The sequence below is a fragment of the Sporosarcina sp. FSL W7-1349 genome (assembly GCF_038003045.1).
GTDB lineage: Bacteria > Bacillota > Bacilli > Bacillales_A > Planococcaceae > Sporosarcina.
Window position 1 is genome coordinate 168,620 of record NZ_JBBOOK010000002.1, and the last position, 19,520, is coordinate 188,139.

The 19,520-nt window shown below is 47.9% G+C and carries 19 protein-coding genes; 2 read left to right on the forward strand and 17 right to left on the reverse strand.

Annotation, left to right across the window (positions count from 1 at the left end; all coding sequences use genetic code 11):
- Window positions 1-30: 30 nt before the first annotated feature.
- From MKY41_RS14745 to MKY41_RS14775, 7 genes are read right to left on the reverse strand one after another with little or no spacing between them, the layout of a single operon-like run.
- Complete coding sequence (locus MKY41_RS14745; protein ID WP_340745840.1) at window positions 31-3,672, reverse strand: multicopper oxidase domain-containing protein; 3,642 nt, start codon at window positions 3,670-3,672, stop codon at window positions 31-33.
- Window positions 3,673-3,688: 16 nt separating this feature from the next.
- Entirely contained in the window at window positions 3,689-3,979 is a 291-nt protein-coding gene (locus tag MKY41_RS14750) for a hypothetical protein (protein WP_340745841.1), read from the reverse strand.
- 13 nt (window positions 3,980-3,992) lie between these two features.
- Entirely contained in the window at window positions 3,993-4,283 is a 291-nt protein-coding gene (locus MKY41_RS14755; protein WP_340745842.1) for a hypothetical protein, read from the reverse strand.
- Window positions 4,284-5,042, reverse strand: a complete 759-nt coding sequence (locus tag MKY41_RS14760; protein ID WP_340745843.1) for a hypothetical protein — start codon at window positions 5,040-5,042, stop codon at window positions 4,284-4,286.
- Window positions 5,043-5,057: 15 nt separating this feature from the next.
- Entirely contained in the window at window positions 5,058-5,639 is a 582-nt protein-coding gene (locus MKY41_RS14765) for an SCO family protein (RefSeq protein ID WP_445683340.1), read from the reverse strand.
- Between the two features lie 14 nt (window positions 5,640-5,653).
- Window positions 5,654-6,070: a hypothetical protein gene (locus MKY41_RS14770; protein ID WP_340745845.1), complete on the reverse strand. Its 417-nt coding sequence runs from the start codon at window positions 6,068-6,070 to the stop codon at window positions 5,654-5,656.
- 48 nt (window positions 6,071-6,118) lie between these two features.
- Complete coding sequence (locus tag MKY41_RS14775; protein WP_340745846.1) at window positions 6,119-6,535, reverse strand: hypothetical protein; 417 nt, start codon at window positions 6,533-6,535, stop codon at window positions 6,119-6,121.
- Between the two features lie 192 nt (window positions 6,536-6,727).
- On the opposite strand from MKY41_RS14775, the gene MKY41_RS14780 reads away from it, so the two are divergent.
- The gene (locus MKY41_RS14780; protein ID WP_340745847.1) at window positions 6,728-7,489 is read left to right on the forward strand and encodes a collagen-like protein; all 762 of its coding nucleotides are present in this window, start codon (window positions 6,728-6,730) and stop codon (window positions 7,487-7,489) included.
- A gap of 54 nt (window positions 7,490-7,543) precedes the next feature.
- On the opposite strand, the gene MKY41_RS14785 is transcribed toward MKY41_RS14780, so the two are convergent.
- The 8 genes from MKY41_RS14785 to MKY41_RS14820 form a co-directional block, all read right to left on the reverse strand.
- The gene (locus MKY41_RS14785) at window positions 7,544-8,263 is read right to left on the reverse strand and encodes a LutC/YkgG family protein (protein ID WP_340745848.1); all 720 of its coding nucleotides are present in this window, start codon (window positions 8,261-8,263) and stop codon (window positions 7,544-7,546) included.
- Complete coding sequence (locus tag MKY41_RS14790) at window positions 8,263-9,690, reverse strand: LutB/LldF family L-lactate oxidation iron-sulfur protein (protein ID WP_340745849.1); 1,428 nt, start codon at window positions 9,688-9,690, stop codon at window positions 8,263-8,265. The genes MKY41_RS14785 and MKY41_RS14790 overlap by 1 nt, the downstream gene beginning before the upstream one ends.
- Window positions 9,691-9,709: 19 nt before the next feature.
- A complete protein-coding gene (locus MKY41_RS14795; protein WP_340745850.1) occupies window positions 9,710-10,426 on the reverse strand; it encodes a (Fe-S)-binding protein in 717 nt (238 codons plus the stop codon).
- 317 nt (window positions 10,427-10,743) lie between these two features.
- Window positions 10,744-10,911, reverse strand: a complete 168-nt coding sequence (locus tag MKY41_RS14800; RefSeq protein ID WP_340745851.1) for a hypothetical protein — start codon at window positions 10,909-10,911, stop codon at window positions 10,744-10,746.
- 17 nt (window positions 10,912-10,928) lie between these two features.
- Window positions 10,929-12,884 (reverse strand): aconitate hydratase, encoded by a 1,956-nt coding sequence (locus MKY41_RS14805; RefSeq protein ID WP_340745852.1) that lies wholly within the window; start codon window positions 12,882-12,884, stop codon window positions 10,929-10,931.
- A 227-nt stretch (window positions 12,885-13,111) separates the two neighbouring features.
- Entirely contained in the window at window positions 13,112-14,176 is a 1,065-nt protein-coding gene (locus MKY41_RS14810) for an anti-sigma factor domain-containing protein (protein WP_340745853.1), read from the reverse strand.
- On the reverse strand, window positions 14,176-14,919 hold the full coding sequence (sigI, locus tag MKY41_RS14815; RefSeq protein WP_340745854.1) for an RNA polymerase sigma-I factor: 744 nt from the start codon (window positions 14,917-14,919) through the stop codon (window positions 14,176-14,178). The genes MKY41_RS14810 and sigI overlap by 1 nt, the downstream gene beginning before the upstream one ends.
- Before the next feature lie 95 nt (window positions 14,920-15,014).
- Complete coding sequence (locus MKY41_RS14820) at window positions 15,015-15,737, reverse strand: hypothetical protein (RefSeq protein ID WP_340745855.1); 723 nt, start codon at window positions 15,735-15,737, stop codon at window positions 15,015-15,017.
- A 296-nt stretch (window positions 15,738-16,033) separates the two neighbouring features.
- Between MKY41_RS14820 and MKY41_RS14825 the strand changes: the two genes are divergently transcribed.
- Window positions 16,034-17,137, forward strand: coding sequence for a nitric oxide synthase oxygenase (locus MKY41_RS14825; RefSeq protein ID WP_340745856.1), 1,104 nt, complete (start codon window positions 16,034-16,036; stop codon window positions 17,135-17,137).
- A gap of 417 nt (window positions 17,138-17,554) precedes the next feature.
- Here the strand turns inward: MKY41_RS14825 and MKY41_RS14830 are convergent, their stop codons facing one another.
- Window positions 17,555-17,710 (reverse strand): hypothetical protein, encoded by a 156-nt coding sequence (locus MKY41_RS14830; RefSeq protein WP_340745857.1) that lies wholly within the window; start codon window positions 17,708-17,710, stop codon window positions 17,555-17,557.
- Window positions 17,711-17,844: 134 nt separating this feature from the next.
- The gene (locus MKY41_RS14835; RefSeq protein ID WP_340745858.1) at window positions 17,845-19,401 is read right to left on the reverse strand and encodes an ABC-F family ATP-binding cassette domain-containing protein; all 1,557 of its coding nucleotides are present in this window, start codon (window positions 19,399-19,401) and stop codon (window positions 17,845-17,847) included.
- Window positions 19,402-19,520: the final 119 nt, after the last annotated feature.

Genomic DNA, 19,520 nt, shown 5'->3' on the forward strand with positions numbered 1-19,520 from the left:
AAAAGAAAGGAGAAGATACTTCTCCTCCCTTCACTGCTCCAATTTCGGTAATTTTTCAACGGGCTTCTCGTGAACCCGCATAATGCCCCACATGCCCTGTTCGATATCCCATCGAATATTTCCGGAGCGGTATAAATAGTCACCCGGAAATTTCCCGTAGGCTCCCGCGCCCCCCAGCAACTCTAAATTCTTTGTCGCCCCTGCGACATGAAATCCGACAAAGGCCTCTGTCCGAGATTCGATGTCTTTCGTATCGAACCGCCATCGATGTCCATGTAAATGAAAAGAATGCGCTCTTCTTCTTTCCGCCGGCGTCACGAGCCGGATGGTCACCGGTTCTCCCACATAACATTCAAAAACGGGAGTCGCCGGGTCCCCGAACACCTTGGAACTGAACAACTCATTCAGCTTCGGATGTTTCTGATAACGGTTGATCAACCGCTCGCTCCGATAATTAATCCCCCGGGACCCTTGATCATAAGTGTCCAATAAATCTTCATCGATTTCTGGGGGCGGCACCAAAATGCCATCAACCGGATCGAAGATGACCTGCCCTTGTTTGTCATACAATCGGATTCCATCGTGCATGATTACAACAAACTCTCGGATATCGGGTAAGAACGGATTGCGCAACACGACATTCGCTCCTGTTTTCACAGGCAGTAATGTGTACGGATCCACATACTTCGTGCCCCTTGGCTCTGCAATGAAAGCCCCGAACGCACCTTGCGATTTATGGTTGCGAATATCCGCCATATCCCACAAACCGCAAACGCCTACTTGGGAATCCACCACCCACCGATACGTCCGCTTCTCTCCCGGTCCCACCGTTTGATCGCCGTTGAATCCAACCGTTTCCCCGGCCGACGTTTTGACATCGTATTGAATCAATTGAGGATGCAAGGAAATCCGTAGGGACGGAGGATAACACGCTTGTTCTTTCACGACAGGGTAGGGATAGATGCCGTCGGGAAACGGAAATTTATCCAACTCCAACTCGCTCGTCAACGTCACCTCCACGGTATCCCCCACATTGGCCCGGAGAATCAGCGGTTCCGGATGTTTGGTCCCTTTTAAAATAGCCTCCCGATCTTCCCGCAAAGCAAAAATGATGCCATGTGGATCATGGTCGCCAAAATCGTTATAGAGAAGCGGAGTTTGGAAAGCGACTACATCGAATTGACGGACTGGCCCCTTCACAGGGTGAACACTCGGATCCTCCGCTTGCGGCGGCTTCGAACCCGTATATTCCGGCAACGGTTTAGACCGTTTTAACGGCTCGGGCCGATCTGATAGCGTAATCAAATCCGGCACTTTCTCATCATAAGCCCGGATCAATCCCCAGAGTCCATTCCATAAATCCTCCTCTGTCTCAAACGCCCAGAGATAGTCGCCGGCCCTTTCAATATACGTTTCCATCGTGAAGGATTCTGAAATTCCGATATGCTCCTGATCTTTAATGGACGAGGCCAGATTGCTCCGCTCCTTATGCCATCTTAGCCCATGGACGTTGAAGCTATGGGATTCCTCTTGTGAGCCTTGCAGGAGCCGGATTCGGATCGAATCACCCTCGTATGCCTTTAAAATAGGCGTAACGGGATCCCCATTCTGATAGGAACTGAATGTATAAGCAGGGTCGCAATCTTTCCCCAACCGGAATTGCAACGGTTCGTTCTTATAATTCACGCCGAATAAACCAGGATCATCATCGGAACTTGGATATCTCGGCGGTTGCAGCGGTTTTCCATGCCGGTCGAACAATAAAGTGAAATCCTGGACAAATAAAGCAAAATCCCTGTAATCCGGAATCAATGGATGCTTTGCGGTGATTTGCGTTCCGTGCACCACAGGCTTTCCAGTTCGCGGATCGAGGAATTCTGTGAAACGAGGATGGACGACGCCCGAGCCGAACACACCATGCTGCTGATGGGCGTTCGGATAGAGATGATCATGGAAAAACCATGCTTTTACTTCGACTTCAGCATAATAGGAATATTGGATTGTTTCACCCGACAAGACGGACGAATCGTAGTTCCACCCGACATTCGCCCCATCATTCACGAGCACATCGAATTTTACGAAATGAATATGAAACCCGTTTTCATAAGTCCGAGTGACCAATTGAAACGCATCCCCATCCAAAATATGCGGCAATCGATTCGTATAATTAATGCGGAAACAGGTATGGGCCGGTGCATGAATGACAAGAGGCTCAGGTTCTTTCCTTCCCGCACAAATATCCTCCAAATCTTCATCCAACACATAGATCCTGCCCTTGGGATCATGCCATCCTTGCTTGTTGTACGTAATAGGCAACTCAATCAAGGAGATATTGAATTCACGGACAGGCGCACCTTTGGGACATGGATCCGTAAAGACGGCACCCGGCCTCGGGTTCTCAATGGCCGCATGACGCTCCAACTCCGTCAGCCCGCGCCCCCCTTTTATGCTGAGCGGCGGGCGGGGTGCTTTATAGCCAACTTTTCCAGGAATGAAATTCGGAAACCCCGGTCTTTGGGCTGTCGGCTCGGGCGGGGCTTTCCGGTCGGGCAACGGTTGCAGCGCTCGGATTGGAACGCCGTTCGGATAGCATTGACTCCCGTCTTGAAGCGTATCGAACACCCGATTCAATCCCCACATGCCTGCTGCAAAATGCGGATATAAGTGGCAATGGATAATCGAATCTCCGAACGAACCTTGCAAGCTGCCCAATCCGTAAAGCGGTTCAACAGTGTAATGGGTTTGAGGGCTAATGGATTGGGCATCAATGATTTCCGACTCCAAATCATCCGCATCGCTCAGCCATTGGTGGACGTGGTAATGAAACACATGCGTTTCCTTCACTCCGCCATGGACGGCCCGGATTTTCGCCGGGTCCCCGACATACCCGCGTAAAACGGGTGTCGAAGGATCTCCATAGACCCAGGAATCGTGGTGGACTTCCTCCCCTTCACAATTGGGACAGACGACCCCTTCAGCGATGAGTTGTTGCCGTCGATTAATCGGTTCAAACCGATAATTGGCCCCATGGAACGAGCTTTCTTCTTGGTTAGTCAGATGATGGATCGGCCGGTTTCCCGTCAGATCATCCACTTCCATTTCATCATGGAACACCCAAGCGTACTCCCGGAACGACGGTAAAATGGGATGGTGGATATCCGCGTACACTCCGCTATTCATCGGCTTCCCGGTCTCCGGATCTGTCCACCATGAAAAACGCCGCTGGACAAACAAGGCTCCGAATAGACCATTTCCATTCGTGCCATTTTCACCGCTGGAAGGGTGGCCCAAATCCGAAAAGTAATAGATGCCTTCCTTCACGACATGAATCCGATAAAGGTGGGATCCGCAGGGCGGAACAGTGCTATCTTCATTCAACCCGACGTTGGCGCCATCCGCCGCCCGGACATCGTATTCCGCTTGTTGGAAATGCAGTCCTACGTGAAACGGCAATTGATTCTCCAGCAAGATTTCCACTGTGTCCCCTTCATTCGCCCGAATAATGAGAGGCTGTACAAGTTCCACCGGGGTGAAGGGATTTTCCTTCACCAATTGTTTCACTTTCTCTTCATTTTCTTTCAAAACATACATCATTCCGTTCGGATTATGGTCGCCGAATGTGTTCAGCACCATCCGAATCGGAATTGCCACTACGTGATAGCGTCTGAGCATTTGCAACTCCTCATTTCTAACTATCTTTGAGATGAGGGATTTTAGCACCGATCCCCGTCTCCACATAAAAAACTTCGATGGAATGAATATGGACTACCCATTCCTTCCCCTCTAAAGCTGGAATAGACGTGGTCTCCACGTCCAGAACAGCCATATCTTCGACGAGCGATTTGATTTTTCCGATGAACATAAAAGGAAAGGCTTCGGTTAAGATGAAGACCCTGCGCCCGATATTCTTTCGAAAATATTCGATAATCGCTTCCTCTTTCACATCATTGGTCGATTTGAATCCATGTTCCCGTGTCATTTTCGACCCTCCTTTACGTTAGTGGAAAGGATGTGTCACTTGGCACTTCCGTTGAATACGAAACGATTTGCTCCAAGGGGATGCTTAATGGAAAGGGACACCGATAAAATGGAGCATTCACCATTTTGATAATGACCGGGGAAAGTGTCAGATGCCCCCGCTGTACCTCGGAGACCGTTCCCGCGAAAACCGGCCGGAACACTTGACCTAATAGATTCAATTGTGTCGCTTTAGTGATGACGAGGAGTTCCTCCCCTTTCAACTTTTCCAACTTTCCATACAAACTCTCCTCGATATGTTCCATTCACCGATCCCTCCATCGTTTAATTGTTTGGCTAAGGGCCATTGACCATTTTGACCCAACCCGTTTCAAGAGAGAAATGTACCCGGCAGTTGCCATGTATCGGATAGCCGTTAAGGGGATTCGTCGCTCTTGATTGAATTGTTGTAAAACGCATTCCGTTTTGGAAATGTCCTTTAATTTGCCAAAATACGAGGCTTCCCCCGTGTGCACCTCCATCCGGATCCCTTTCCAAGTAGAGAGGTTCGTATGGAAGGTTTCCTCAAAAAACTGGCGAACGAGTGCATCTTTTTTAGAGACGGTCTCTCCAAAACGCTGAACCAGCTTTTGCTGAAGTTGATTGTCATAAATATGATGTTGATGTGGAGTTGAATAAGTAGGGAACCCAAAGGGGATCGTAGCGGAGTCGATAGCTTCGTATGGAATCCAGATGCGTTTTTTCAAATCGGTCAACATGACAAAATTTCGTCCGATTGTCGCGACCTTGCCCTCGGTCTTGACTGTTTCACCCTGCTTGCGAGTCGAAATGACGACCACTTGCTGATGCCGTTTCATTTTAAAGAATTGTTTTAATAGAAGTGCTTTCCGACGTGATTCATCTCGGTTGACCACGTTAAATAGATTTTTCTGTTGGATATATTCTGTTAAAATTCGGGTTTCCTCTGCTGAAACTGCACTTGTTGGGGAGGAATACGATGGAAAGCTCGGGATGTTCGGTTCCGGATGTCGGTCTGTTGCCGACCCACTTAACTTTTCAGACATGCCGCAGCCACCTCCTTATTCGATGAATTGCTCCAAATGATCGGCAATTTCCTCGAGATTCACACTTCTTGTCCCGATGGCCATATTATGATGCGAGCGGATGCGGTTTTGAGGATCAACGATATACATGGATGTGGAATGAGTTATAAATCCTTCTGTATTTTTAGCATAGGTAAAATGAAAGTATTGCGTAAATCGCTTCGTCTCTTCCTCCGTCCCTCTCAAAAACAACCAATTCGTACTCGATATCCCCATATTCTCCACGTATTGACGAATTCGTTCTTCCGTATCATATTCAGGATCCAGCGTAACGGCTAGGATACTGTACTCATGATCCGCAATTCCTTTTTTCTGCATCACGCCCTTAAGCTCTTTTAAATCAAAAAAGGTCATCGGGCAAACATCCGGACAATCGGTAAAGAAAAAAGTAACTAGTTTCGGCTTATTTTGATGAGCCGCCTCTTGGCCATTCACTTCTGTAAACGGCCACTCTTGCACAGTTCCGATATGCGGCAGTGTAAGCGTGCGGGGCCAAAACAAGTAAAATGCAATCAACCCAAGAGCAAGGACAACGATACTCCATACGATTCTCAGCAACGGCATCCCTTCCTTCATTTTTTTAGCGAATAGCGGACAACAGCATTGACGAGTGTATGAAGTGCGGCACAAAAAATAACGAGGCTTATGAGATCGGAGGTAATGAATGCTTCCGTTTCCATCGGGATGTTGCAAAGCGCCGGATTTTGAAGGACAGCACCGAACATCATGCCCATCACGCCGCCTAGAATGCCGTTATACACGCCATTCAAAGGGGCAGGTGCTTTCATGAACGAACCGAATTGCCAACCAATCCAAACTCCTGCGAAGAAAGGAAGAAAATACGTAACCGGATGAGCAGGGAGGAGTAAATTCAAATAAAGGGCAATGACGAATGAAGAAATCGAGGCCAATGCCATACACATCGCCTTCGTATACCGATCGTCAAAAAGTAAGTGCTTCTTCCGGAACACTTGATAGATAATCCCCATTTCACCGACATTCCAAAAAAATAAAACTAAGATGAGCAGCAACGTGCCTCACGACCTTTGAATGGAACTCAAAATCACCATTAAACTGATGGCAAATAAGATGTGGAGGCTCCAAACGAATAGCACGGGCATCTCGACGACAGTCCCGATCATCGGTGCCATCAATCCGACAATAGAGCCATTCGTCAGACCTGTCACAAACGTCTGATAATCAAAAAGATGGCCAAATAGGGCGCCCGTCCCCATCCCGACCAGTGCGGATAGCATCGTAATATACGTAAAGTGAAAAGGAAATTGAAGAATGAGCAGAACACCGGACAGCATGGCCATCATTCCGCCCATTGCCATGCTAATATTCATCCCTAGCTGAAAGCCGATTCGTTTCTTGATTTTCCGCACATACAAATAAAAACCGAAAAACAAACAACCATCCAAGTATAGGAAGAGCCAGATTATCGTATCCATTCCGGGGATCCCCCTTCCTCTCTCTTTACGCTATGACATGGAGTATGCAAACGGAAGTTGTCCTTCGATTGCAGCGGAGCAGATTCCCTTTTCACGGCGGGTGCCCTTTCGTTTTACCTCCTTTTTACATACAATACTAAAGGGATTTTCCCGAATATGATTCGTTCCAGTTGAAGGAAAGGAGGAAAACAAATGGAGCGATGCCCGAAATGTCATCAAGACATTTTTTGTACATGCGGCGAAGCCACAAGAGGGAAACGGGGACCGCGAGGCTATCAAGGACCACCTGGTGAACCGGGCTGTCCCGGACCACCGGGCGAACGAGGAGAACCGGGACCGCCTGGCCCAAAGGGGGAACGCGGGCCACGAGGATTTCATGGATTGGAAGGACTGCCGGGTGAGCGGGGTGAGAAAGGAGAACGTGGAGAAAAAGGCGAGCGCGGATCTCAGGGAGAACGCGGGCCACGGGGGTCTGCCGGATCTCCTGGACCGAAAGGGGAACGTGGAGACCAAGGACCGAAAGGAGATCTAGGGCCACCGGGGCCGCGAGGAGAAACGGGACCTGCCGGAACATTCGATTCGGCTTACGGGTTTGCCTACACGGATACCCGACAATCGACTTCCGGTCCGATCCACCTGCCGGTTACCGGTCCGTTGAGAGATGTGGCACCGGCAGAAGCCGGATTGCAAGTGAAAAAGAATGGTGTCTATCAAATCAGTTATCAAGTCTTGTTGGATTCCAAAATGCTCAACTGCGATCCTTCCTCTTTCTATCTGAAAGTAAACGGCGGCGATGCCCCCCTTCCTTCCATGACCGAATCGACGACATCCGCAACTTTGACATCCACTCAGTTGCTCTCCTTACATGCGGGCGACGTGATCCAAGTCGTTGCTCACTTGCAGGAACATTGCAGCTACAAGTATGCCAGTCTACTCATTCTTCAAGTCGGATAACTCAACCTAAAAAAACATCCTTTCAGGTGGAAACCCGTCAGGATGTTTTTCGTTTTACAAATCTTCTATCACAATATACGTCGCATTTACCGGGCCGTGGACACCGACGACGAGGATCATTTCGATATCGGCGGAGTTGCTCGGGCCGGTGATGAAATTGATGCATGATGCGAGCTGTTCACCATTTTTTGTTTTCTCGCGGATCGCCCGGGCTGCTTGGGTCATCCGCGGGACAATTGTACTTTTCGGGATGAGGATGACGGATTTGAATGGCAAGAAGCTGACTGTCCGCCCCTTATCCGGCTCGCTGAATAAAACTGCCGTCCCCGATTCGGCCAGGGTCATGTCGCTGATTGTGATGCCGACATTGGCCTGCTCTGCGAATTGGATATTAGCTTCCCCCTGTTCGGGGTTCCATACATGCAAATCGATGTTCTCAGCGGGCCAAGTTTCGTTGAACAATGGGGTCAAGCCGAACTTCTCGAACCGCTCGTCCTTCCACGTAATAACAGGACCGCCGCCGTAATCGGCCACGACTTGATGAAGCCGTTTGGGCAAGCCTTCCAGATTGGTCGTCACTAAATCCGTATGGATGACAAGACATTGAGTTTTCAGTACTTCAAGCAATTCGTCGGGCGTGGCGTTTTTCAAAACACCTTCCTGGGGCTGGCGGCTCCATTGCGGGCGTGGTACATCCGTCGCAATCGAATCCCTGCCGAGCCGGTTAGCCAGCTTGCCAAGAAATTTGTCCCGATTTTGAATAGTTCCCGTCATCACTCGTCCTCTCCTTTCGGGCGGTTTTTGAACCAGTCGCGGAACCGCTCTTTATGCGGTGCCGGAAATTCCCGGATCTCCGTCCACGCTTTCAATGGGCCGACACCTTTGGAAATTTTATCACCCGCCGTGAAGGGGTTCATTGCCGTAGGCGCAAATTTGGAGCCCATCTTATAAAGAGCAGGCGAAGCCGCTCCCAGCCCGAATGCTTTCATCGCCAATTTCTCTGAAATCGGTGCTCTGCCTTCCTTCTCGACAATCACTTGCCGATGCTTGTGGAGCAAGTCATGAAGCGGGATTTTCACCGGGCAGACTTCCGTACACGCTCCGCATAACGTGGAAGCGTACGGCAGTTCCTTGTAGTCATCATATCCGCCAAGCAGCGGAGACAGGACAGCGCCGATCGGACCCGAATAGATCGAACCGTACGAGTGGCCGCCGACATGCCGGTATACTGGGCAAATATTGGCGCACGCCCCGCAACGGATACATTGCAGGATCGACTGGAACTCGCTGCCCAGAATATCCGAACGCCCATTATCGACGATGACCAAGTGGAATTCCTCCGGTCCATCGACTTCCCCCTCGCCTTTCGGTCCTGTCAGCACTGTCACATAGCTCGGCAATTTCTGCCCGACGGCACTGCGAGACAATAAACCGACGAGCACTTCCAACTCCTCGAACGTCGGGACGAGCCGCTCCATCCCCATGACGGTAATTTGCGTTTTCGGCAGTGCCGTGGACAGGTCGGCATTCCCTTCATTCGTCACGAGGCAGATCGATCCTGTTTCAGCGACAGCGAAATTGCAGCCTGTGATGCCGATATCTGCTGTCAAATAATCTTCCCGCAACATTTTACGGGCATGCAGCGTAAGTTCCTCCGCCTGCTCACTGCCTTGATAATCCAATTTTTCTGTAAATACATCGCGCACTTGTTCTTTATTTTTATGCAAAGCCGGTGCGACAATATGAGATGGTGGATCATGATCATCGACTTGCAAAATATATTCGCCTAAATCCGTTTCGATGACTCTACATCCAGCCTTCTCCAAGTTCGCATTCAAATCGATTTCCTCCGTTACCATCGATTTCGATTTGACGACTTTTTTGGCTTCTTTCTTTTTCGCAACCTCGACAATATAGCGATTGGCCTCTTCCGCGGTTTCCGCAAAAAAGACATGGCCCCCGCGCTTGGCCACATTCTCACTCAGCTCATTCAAATAGAAATCGAGATTGGCCAGAACATGCTGACGGATTTCCTCGCCCAAGGAGCGCCAGTCTTCCCAATTCCCGAGCTCTTCCGCTGCTGCAAGCCGCCTGTTTTCCAGACGATCTTGAGCGGCCGACACCGCGCCGCGCATGAAATCATCGTGGAGTCCCGTGTCGACCCGTTCTTTAAAATTTTCAGTTCCGATTTTCATAGGCATTTGACATACACCTCCCGTTTCATCGACTATTCAATACTTCTGCAATGTGCATCACTTTCAGCGGAGCACCGACCCGTTCCATCCGGCCGCCGATATTCATCAAGCAACCCGCATCTGCCCCGATCAGCAAGTCCGCTTCTGTCTCTTCCGCATGTTGCACTTTCTCGTCAACCATCTGTTCCGAAATTTGTGCCATCTTCACCGAGAAAGTACCTCCGAAGCCGCAGCATTGATGCTTATTCGGCAACTCTGTGAATTCTAGACCTTTGACCTGTTTCAGCAGTTTAACCGGTGCTTCTTTGACACCGAGCAGCCGGGTCATATGACAGGACGTGTGGAACGTCGCTTTCCCTTCCAAACGGGCGCCAACATCCTCCACCTTCAAGACATCGACAATAAATTCCGTTAATTCATACGTCTTCTCCGCTAATTTCTTAGCTTTCGGCTCCCAAATTGGGTCCCCTTCGAAAATATGTTGATATTCATGGAACATATAGGCACAGGAACCGGAAGGACAGACAATCACTTCCGCATCTTGGAACGTATCGATCATCTTCTTCATCGCTTCTTTGGAATCTCTCACATAGCCTGAATTGTACGCAGGTTGGCCGCAGCACACTTGCGACTCCGGAAATTCAACCTGGCAGCCAAGGCGTTCCAATAACTCTACCGTCGCCTTGCCGACATTCGTTTGGAACATATCTACCAAACAGGTGGCAAACAAGGTCACTTTCATACGAGGCATCTCCCTTCCAATCGATGACGCACCCGCGCCACCGCGACCGCCTAAATCATGACTGTCTAGTTTTATAGTAACACTATGAAAAGATGCGCTCAATAGGAGATGGGAGGTGATGTTGGGAGGCGGAGCGTGAACGTTTTGAAGTTCATCGGGAATATTGTGAGGTTCGGAAGGAGCGTTGTGAGGTCGGAGAAAAGATTGGGAGGACAGGTACTATTCCCCCCCAGCCTATTCCACTTCTTTCACTGCTGCAAAAAACAAGCGCCCCCTTCTTCGAATGCGTAGAAGGGACGCTTGTTTTTGCTTCAGTATTAATCCAACAACCGGTTGTTCGGGTCGACTTCCATCACATGGGATCCATTGGCTGCCTTTAACACGCCGCCCCCGCCGCACACCTTGCAGGCATATTGCCAACCTTCGTCATCCGCAAGCATGCCGCTCCCTTCACAAGCTTTACAAGTGTTTTCTCGGTCAATCATTGAGTTGGCTCCTTTCGTTAGCTGTGCAATAGTCTTTGCCTTTCTTTAGCCCAATTAATCATGCCGCCTTTTAACATGACCTCAATCTGCCGTTTGGATAGTGCGTGCTGTACCAACAATTGCTTATCCTTGTCCTTGATAGCGATTGGGAATTCATTGACCGACTGAATCGTCTGACGCAGATTGGAGAATACCAATACATCCCCCATTTCCAACAGGTCATAGTCCAGCGGATCAATGAAAGTCAACGGCAGTACGCCGAAGTTCACCAAGTTCTGCCAGTGTATTCTCGCAAAGTCCTTGACCAAGGCGACGCGCAATCCAAGGTATCTTGGCGCCAGGGCGGCATGCTCCCGGCTTGAGCCTTGTCCATAGTTTGAACCGGCTACAAGGGCATGGCCTGTCATTTTACTCTCTTGGGCTCGGGTATAGTATGTCCTGTCAATAATTTCAAATGAAAATTTACTAATTTCAGGCAAGTTACTTCGATAGGGAAGAACTCTCGCTCCTCCCGCCAAAATCTCATCTGTTGAAATATTATCGCCCATCTTCAACAGAATTGGCAGTTCCATCGAATCGTGCAACTCGTCCAATTCGGGAATTAGTGAGATATTCGGCCCTTTATGCAGCTCCACTTTTTGCGCTTCTTCCAAAGGCAACGGTTCGACTAGCAATTTTGTATCAATGGTCGGATGTTCCGGATCTGCCACTTTCGGATACGGCATGTCCAATGTTCGTGGATCCGTGATCTTTCCTGTTAGAGCTGATGCCGCAGCCGTCTCGGGGCTGCATAAAAAAACAGAATCCTCCCGCGTTCCCGAACGTCCCGGAAAGTTCCGTGGGGTCGTCCGCAAACTATTCCGACCGGTGGCGGGCGCTTGCCCCATGCCAATGCAACCGTTACAACCCGCTTGATGTAAACGGGCTCCTGCTTCCAATAGGCTTGCCACATGGCTTTCTTTCACCAAATCCGTAAGCAATTGCCTGGAGGTTGGATTGATGTCGAACGAAACTCCGGATGGAATCCTTTTTCCCTCTACAATCTTTGCCGCAATGGCGAAGTCCCGGTATCCCGGATTTGCAGAAGAGCCTACATAGGATTGATAGATCTCCGTGCCCGCCACCTCTGCCACCGGAACAACATTCCCGGGGCTAGACGGTTTGGCAATTAACGGCTCCAACTCGGATAAATTGATTTCCTCATATAAGTCATATGCGGCCCCCTCGTCAGCAGTAAGTTCAACCCAGTCTTCCTCCCGCCCTTGCTGCTTCAAAAATTCCCGGACCGTTTCATCTGACGGAAAAACAGATGTCGTCGCCCCTAATTCTGCCCCCATGTTCGCGATGACATGACGATCCATCGCACTGAGCGTTTCCAGCCCAGGGCCGTAGTATTCGATAATTTTTCCGACACCGCCTTTGACCTCAAATCTTCTCAGCAACTCCAGAATGATATCTTTGGCACTGACCCAGTCCGGCAATTTCCCGATCAACTTCACTCCCCACACTTTCGGCATATTAATGAAAATCGGTTCCCCTGCGATTGCCAAAGCAACATCCAAGCCGCCCGCGCCCATCGCCAACATGCCCATGCATCCGTTGGCACATGTATGACTGTCCGAGCCCAATAATGTTTTACCCGGCTTGGCCAAGCGCTGCATATGAACCGGGTGGCTGACACCATTCCCTGGCTGGCTATAATAAAGGCCGAAACGGCGGGTGGCGCTTTGTAAGAATAGGTGGTCATCTGCATTTTTATTATCCACTTGGATGATGTTGTGATCGACATATTGCGCGGAAGCTTCTGTCTGTGCCCGCTTGACCCCCATTGCTTCCAATTCCAACATGACCATCGTGCCTGTTGCATCTTGAGTGAGCGTTTGATCGATTTTCAGGCCAATCTCTTCCCCCGGCACCATTTCGCCGGAGACTAAATGGGATTGGATCAGTTTTTGGGTAAGATTTAATGCCACTCCAATTCCTCCTCTTTGCTAAATTTCTAATCACCCTGCCTGCGGCCATACATTTATGCATTTACAGGTTGCCCCTTCGGACAAGCACTTCATACGTAAGGAACTGCCATTTAAAAAAGCTCCCCAGAAGTGTAGAACACTCATGGGAAGCTGATATCTCTAGAATTTTTAATATGAGAAACTAGTCAGGAATACCGCTTGGAAGAGTGACTCTCCTTCGGTTTTTGTCAGCTGCCGCTGTTTCCCTGATGTTTGCTCGTGGCCGGGGTATTTGGTTTTTCTTTTTGGGGATTGGAAAAGCTTTTGCTCTCCTTTTTCATTTCAGAAGCCGGGTTTGGCCTCTTTTTTCCTTCATTCTTTTTCTCTGATGCAGGATTCCTGGGCTTTTCTTTCGTCGTCGGAGGTTGTATTCCTTTTTCCCCCTCCCCCGAATTCCCAGAACTTTTTGGTATTGTTACAGCTTTCTCTGAATTATTTTCTATCCGTTCAATGGGCTTCTGTTGTTTTTCTTTGCCGTGGAATTTTCCGTTCTTTGGTACAGTTGAATCATTTTCCGGATTAGGTGACTCTGTTTGCTGTTGGTGTGGCACCAATCCTGACTTCTCGGGAGGTCCCATCTCCTTGGATGATTTCTTTTCCTTCAGAGGCGGAGCTTGTTCAGTTTGCTTGTATTTTTGGATGGACATTTGCTTTTGATTAGCGCGGTCCCTTTCTTCCACAGTGCTTTCCACGACTTCCCATTTCAAGTCTTTATGGATGTTTTGCATGTCGTGGAGGGCACTTCCAATGATCTCGTTCGCTTGATGTCCATTTTGCTGATTTACAAGAATTGTAGTCGCGATAATTTGCTTTTCATCCAGCTTCGGCGAAACTTCCTTGGCAAGCCGATCCAATACTTCACGGATAGGAGGAGACTTTTTTCCCCATTTTGCCAAAGTATCCGATGTTTCATCCAAATAACGTAAGGATATAACCTCGCCCTCTCCATTCACACCGAGCTCCAATGCAGTATCCGTTTCCAATTGGACATACGCCATCACTTCATCATTTGGAGAAATCATAGAGGCTACGATGAACAAGAAGAACAAAGCAGCGACCAGAGCGGCCCCAATAAATCGCAGCTTTCCTTTTTGTAAGGAAGAAGTTCCTGTGGAAATAAGGTGAAACTCAGCTTCTTCCCCAATCTCTGGCATAGCTCCGATGGGGATGCCACGTAAAAAATCACCTTGATTCGTCAGAAACACGGTATATTTACTATTCTTTTCGCAAACAATGCCTCTGTGTATGCGCATCATCGGAGTTCCCCTTTGATATATTCTTTTATGTAAACGAATTGGCTCTGGAGCAATAACGATACAGCGATAATATATTTTCTATGTCGTTCAATCGTTTTCCTGGAAACTTCAACGATCTCTTCCAATTCTTTAATGGGCAGCTTTTTATTTTCGGTTACATATATATATAAATCAGGAGTTTCCGCAATGATTTGGGCAATCTGAAATGCGATCTTCCTAGATTTTGCATGTTTCGGGGAACAGTTTGTCAGTTCATCGAATGATAAGTCATACTCCGACAGCAACTTGGCGTATTCCAGCAGTTCTTCTTGGCGCTCCAAGTCTTGCTGTTCTTTGGAATGGAAGTCGATAGAAGTTTGTTCGAACACGTATTGCCTTTGATTGGAATCTTCCTCTTTCAATAACTGGACTGTTTCGTTCCTGGCCGTCTCTTTACGAATATGGTCGACCAGGCGCCTCTTTATGATCAAATGGGAAAATGTCGTCAACGATGCGTCACGATTTGGATCAAACGCCACGATGGCTTCATGGAAACCGTTCATCGCAATACTAAACTCATCATCATGCTCGTCAATGAACCGTTTGCACACAAAAGAAGCGGTTTTCTTCATGAACGGAGTAAATGCGATGAGAAGGTCGTCCATCACCTTCCCATCGCCGCTTTTTGCCTTCAATACAAGCTCATTCAATGCTGTATCAGACTTCTTATTGAATATTCCTAGTATGGTAGACAAAAGCATAGGTATCCTCCGTTCCCATCAGATCCAATTGCTTGTGATTGTTAATGGGAGCAATGGGTAATGAAAAGACTAGTGTCTTAGTTTGACACCATCCATTAATCTTTCTTCTCTTTTTTCCCTTGTTTCTGCTTTTCTTTCTCTGCTTTGCGTTCTGCTTTCAAAGCTTCGCGCTCCGCTTTTTGAGCTGCTTTCAATACTTCTTTTTCTTCTTTATGTTTTGCATTCAATTCTGCTTGTGGAGATTTAACCGGGTTTGCTTTTGCTGGCTTTTCTTCCTTCGCCGGCTCTTTCACTACTGGTTGTTCGGGAGTTTCCGTTTTAGGTTGTTCCGTTTCTTCCGGTTCAGTTTGCTCTGGAGTTTCTGTTGCCGGCTGCTTGCTTTCCCATTTCGCGATGGAGCGTTCCATATTTCGTTTAATGGATTCCTTTGCAGTTGGGTTTTGTACATTTTCATATGCTTTAGCAAGGGCGGTCAAATTGCCGGCCGTGTAGCCTTCAGGAATTTTCGGCAGATCACTTGTGTCATCTGTGACCTCATCCTCTTTACCTTCTTCTTTATCCGTTTCCTCACCATCAGTTTCTTCATCTACCACTGTTTCCCCACCATTTGTTTCCTCTTCATCTAATACAACTTCTTCATCAGAAGTTCCAACTGTAATGGGTGGCAATTCTATAACAACTGCCTGTGGTTCCGGGTTAAGTTGACTCAAATCAATCGGCTCGTCCGATTTTTCATTCGCTAACGCATAGCCTGTCCCCGTTACAGTTAGTCCTGCGATCAAAATTGCTGCTCCTGTTTTCTTCCACTTCTTTTGCATGAATCGATCACCTCATTTTTATTCTGGTCCTATGTGGACAACCAGTTATTCGTGAGGGCTTTTCATTTTGAGGGGGTCGGTGGGAAAAATTTTAAATCTATTTCTTCAAGGATAGCAGAGTCCGAGATGCTGGGCTGTGGGAACTTCGTGCAATGGAGGGGGAACCTTCCGCATCCTGCGGTTTTTTATTCCAGCCTCCCATTAAAGACAGGTACATGAAAGTTCAATAAATTGGCTAATTTACTCCATTAATTTACAAGTAACAATGTTACACTCAACGTATGGAGGGATCATTTATGTTGCTATGTATTAAAAATAATGCCCTATTGAAGGAGGCCACCCAATTTATTCATACCTGTTACAATGAACTTGAATTGTCTACAGAGTTACAACTGAAACGGGTTGAAGAAATACAAGAGGAAATTTCAACAATCGGGACTTATACCCACAAGCGTTTTGAAGTGGAGCACGGGGCCAAAATGGCTTGGCGCAATAGCAACCGCTGCATTGGACGTCTACTTTGGGATACGTTGCATGTGTTTGATGAACGGGATGTCGAAACGGCTGAGGATGCTTTTGAAAAAATGGTGAATCATATACAGTTTGCAACAAACGAAGGGGATATTCGCTCGACCATTACGGTCTTTGCTCCAAGGAAAGAGGAAATCGATCCAATCCGGATTTGGAACCATCAATTAATTCGGTATGCCGGATATGAAGACGGGAATAACGTAATTGGTGATTCAACCTCCATCCAACTAACAAAAATGTGTGAGCAACTTGGATGGCAAGGTGAAAAAACACCATATGACATTCTTCCTTTAGTAATTCAAGAACATGGAAAAACGCCTAAACTATTTGAACTGCCAAAAGAAATCGTCAAAGAAGTACCGATTACTCATCCAGAACTAGAGGGGTTGGGCCATCTCAGTGTGAAATGGTATGCGGTTCCTGTCATTTCAGATATGCGCTTGGACATCGGCGGTATTGAGTATCCAATGGCTCCATTTAATGGATGGTATATGGGGACTGAAATTGGGGCGAGAAACTTGGCGGATCCAGATCGCTACAACTTACTCCCAAAAGTTGCAGAGCTTATGGGATTAGATACGAGGTCCAATCGTTCGCTGTGGAAAGATAAGGCGTTGGTTGAATTAAACATTGCAGTTCTGCATTCCTATCAAAAAGCGGGGGTCACGCTTGTTGACCATCATACCGCTGCGAAGCAATTTCAAAGCTTTGAAAAAAGAGAACGAGAATGTGGTAGAGCTGTCACAGGGAATTGGACATGGCTCATTCCGCCACTCTCCCCTGCTACGACTCATATTTTTCATAAACCTTATAACAATGACATCTTCACGCCGAATTATTTTTATCAAAAGGATCCAGGAGAAAATTAACATCCGTTCAGGTATAGATAATCAACCTAAAATAAAAAGATGCTTCACCCATTCAAATAGTTGAAGCATCTTATGGCTGTCGACACTCGGAAAGATGGTAGTAATAATGATTGTCACTTCGGCTTGTCCCTATTAAAAATTCCCCTACAGCCTGATCCGGCACCATTTCGAGGGTATGACCTTACCACTCATCAAAAGGAGCCTCAGAATCCTCAAGTGTTTCGTTCAAAAAATGGAAGGAAATGAGGACTTTTCATTTTGAGGTGGTCGGAGAGAAAAATTCAAATTATTTCTTCAAGAATAACAGAGACCAAGTTCCTATGCTGTGGGAACTTGGTGGAACGAAGGGGTATGTTGGAAAGTCAAAAAACACCGGTGGCCCCAATTCACTTGGGTTCCTCCGGTGTTTTCCCGTATTTATTGGCCTTGTTGTTTTTTCATTTCGTCGGCGGCTTCTCTCTTGATGTCTTCCACTTGCTGCTCCGCTTTTCGAGCAGCTTCATTTGCGATGCTTGCCGCGTCTTGTGAATTTTTATTCGGTCCGTCTTTGTCGCCAGCATAACTTTTGCTCATCGTTTCGCACTCCTCCTGTCCATTTCTCATATTATTCCCATTTCTTCTGAATCAAAACAGGAACAACCTGGTGACAGTCACCATGTCATTTGGAAATAATTCGGAATTGCGCTTAATTTGTAGCGGTGACACCTTTAGAAGACTTTCGTCGTCCAGGTTTCGCCGTTCCATACATCTGTGACAAGCCCTTCATAAAAATCGGGTTCATGTGATATGAGGAGGACGCTGCCTTTATACTCTTTCAACGCCCGTTTCAATTCATTTTTCGCATCTTGGTCCAAATGGTTCGTCGGTTCGTCGAGGACGAGTAAATTCGTTTCACGATTGATCAATTTGCAGAGGCGTACTTTTGCCCGTTCGCCGCCGCTCAACACTTTCACTTTACTTTCGATATGCTTCGTCGTCAAACCGCAGCGGGCCAACGCCGCACGCACTTCATATTGCGTGAAATGAGGGAACTCCTCCCAGATCTCTTCGAGGCAAGTGCGGGTGTTTTCCGTCTTCATTTCCTGTTCGAAATAGCCGATTTCCAAATGGTCCCCGAGTTCGACGGAACCGGCTAGGGAGGGGATTTCACCCAGGATGCTTCGAAGCAACGTCGTTTTCCCGATGCCGTTTGCACCGGCCAATGCGATTTTCTGGCCCCGCTCCATCGTCAAATTCAATTCTTTCGATAATGGCTCATCATAGCCGATGATCAGGTTCTCCGTTTGGAACAAGAATCGTCCCGGCGTGCGGGCCAGTTTGAAATCGAAATGCGGCTTCGGCTTTTCCGCATCCAACTCGATAACATCCATCTTATCCAACTTCTTTTGCCGTGACATCGCCATCCGGCTCGTCGCCGCATTGGCTTTATTGCGGGCAACGAAGTCTTTCAGATGGGCAATCTCCTTTTGCTGCTTCTTGTAAGCCGCCTCCAGCTGTTGCTTCTTCATTTCGTAGACGCGTAGAAATTCATCATAATCGCCAGGATAGCGGGTGATCTGCTGATTTTCCATATGATAAATCAATTGCACGACACTATTCAGGAATGGAATATCGTGAGAAATCAGGATGAACGCATTGTCGTAGTTCTGCAAGTAATTCCGCAGCCACTCGATATGCTCGACGTCCAAATAGTTGGTCGGCTCATCGAGAAGGAGGATATCCGGTTTCTCCAGCAATAGTTTGCCGAGTAACACCTTCGTCCGTTGCCCTCCACTCAAATCATGGACATCCCGGTCGAGACCGAATTCATCCAGCCCGAGCCCGTTCGCCACTTCATCGACCTTGGAATCAATAATATAAAAATCCCGATTCGTCAGTTCATCCTGCATCTGGCCGGTTTCTTCCAAGAGCGCCTCGAGTTCGTCCGCCTCGACCTCTGCCATTTTGGCAAAGAGCATGTTCATCTCCGCCTCCAAGTCGTATAAATATTGGAAAGCGGTCCGCAAAACATCCCGAATGCTCATCCCTTGTTTCAACACGACATGCTGGTCCAAATAACCGACCCGCACCCGTTTCGCCCAAGTAACCGTTCCCGCGTCCGGCTCCAGCTTGCGGGTGATAATATTCATGAACGTCGATTTTCCTTCCCCATTCGCTCCGATCAATCCGATCCGTTCTCCTTGCAATAGACGAAAAGACACATCCTCGAAAATCGCCCGATCCCCGAAACCGTGACTTAAATTTTTGACAGTCAATAAACCCATACGCTCTACACCTTTTCCTTCATTCAGAATGCTACTATTATATCCGGATTTCCCTCCCAGTGCCAGGCACCAAAACAAACGTGAAAGTAGAAACTTTCACGTTTGTTTGAACTTACACG

Excerpts from the sequence above, each read along its gene's own strand:
- MKY41_RS14745 (WP_340745840.1), bottom strand. The coding sequence starts at position 3,672 with ATGCTCAGACGCTATCACGTAGTGGCAATTCCGATTCGGATGGTGCTG.
- MKY41_RS14750 (WP_340745841.1), bottom strand. The coding sequence starts at position 3,979 with ATGACACGGGAACATGGATTCAAATCGACCAATGATGTGAAAGAGGAA.
- MKY41_RS14755 (WP_340745842.1), bottom strand. The coding sequence starts at position 4,283 with ATGGAACATATCGAGGAGAGTTTGTATGGAAAGTTGGAAAAGTTGAAA.
- MKY41_RS14760 (WP_340745843.1), bottom strand. The coding sequence starts at position 5,042 with ATGTCTGAAAAGTTAAGTGGGTCGGCAACAGACCGACATCCGGAACCG.
- MKY41_RS14770 (WP_340745845.1), bottom strand. The coding sequence starts at position 6,070 with ATGGGGATTATCTATCAAGTGTTCCGGAAGAAGCACTTACTTTTTGAC.
- MKY41_RS14775 (WP_340745846.1), bottom strand. The coding sequence starts at position 6,535 with ATGGATACGATAATCTGGCTCTTCCTATACTTGGATGGTTGTTTGTTT.
- MKY41_RS14780 (WP_340745847.1), top strand. The coding sequence starts at position 6,728 with ATGGAGCGATGCCCGAAATGTCATCAAGACATTTTTTGTACATGCGGC.
- MKY41_RS14785 (WP_340745848.1), bottom strand. The coding sequence starts at position 8,263 with ATGACGGGAACTATTCAAAATCGGGACAAATTTCTTGGCAAGCTGGCT.
- MKY41_RS14790 (WP_340745849.1), bottom strand. The coding sequence starts at position 9,690 with ATGCCTATGAAAATCGGAACTGAAAATTTTAAAGAACGGGTCGACACG.
- MKY41_RS14795 (WP_340745850.1), bottom strand. The coding sequence starts at position 10,426 with ATGAAAGTGACCTTGTTTGCCACCTGTTTGGTAGATATGTTCCAAACG.
- MKY41_RS14800 (WP_340745851.1), bottom strand. The coding sequence starts at position 10,911 with ATGATTGACCGAGAAAACACTTGTAAAGCTTGTGAAGGGAGCGGCATG.
- MKY41_RS14810 (WP_340745853.1), bottom strand. The coding sequence starts at position 14,176 with ATGCGCATACACAGAGGCATTGTTTGCGAAAAGAATAGTAAATATACC.
- sigI (WP_340745854.1), bottom strand. The coding sequence starts at position 14,919 with ATGCTTTTGTCTACCATACTAGGAATATTCAATAAGAAGTCTGATACA.
- MKY41_RS14820 (WP_340745855.1), bottom strand. The coding sequence starts at position 15,737 with ATGCAAAAGAAGTGGAAGAAAACAGGAGCAGCAATTTTGATCGCAGGA.
- MKY41_RS14825 (WP_340745856.1), top strand. The coding sequence starts at position 16,034 with ATGTTGCTATGTATTAAAAATAATGCCCTATTGAAGGAGGCCACCCAA.
- MKY41_RS14830 (WP_340745857.1), bottom strand. The coding sequence starts at position 17,710 with ATGAGCAAAAGTTATGCTGGCGACAAAGACGGACCGAATAAAAATTCA.
- MKY41_RS14835 (WP_340745858.1), bottom strand. The coding sequence starts at position 19,401 with ATGGGTTTATTGACTGTCAAAAATTTAAGTCACGGTTTCGGGGATCGG.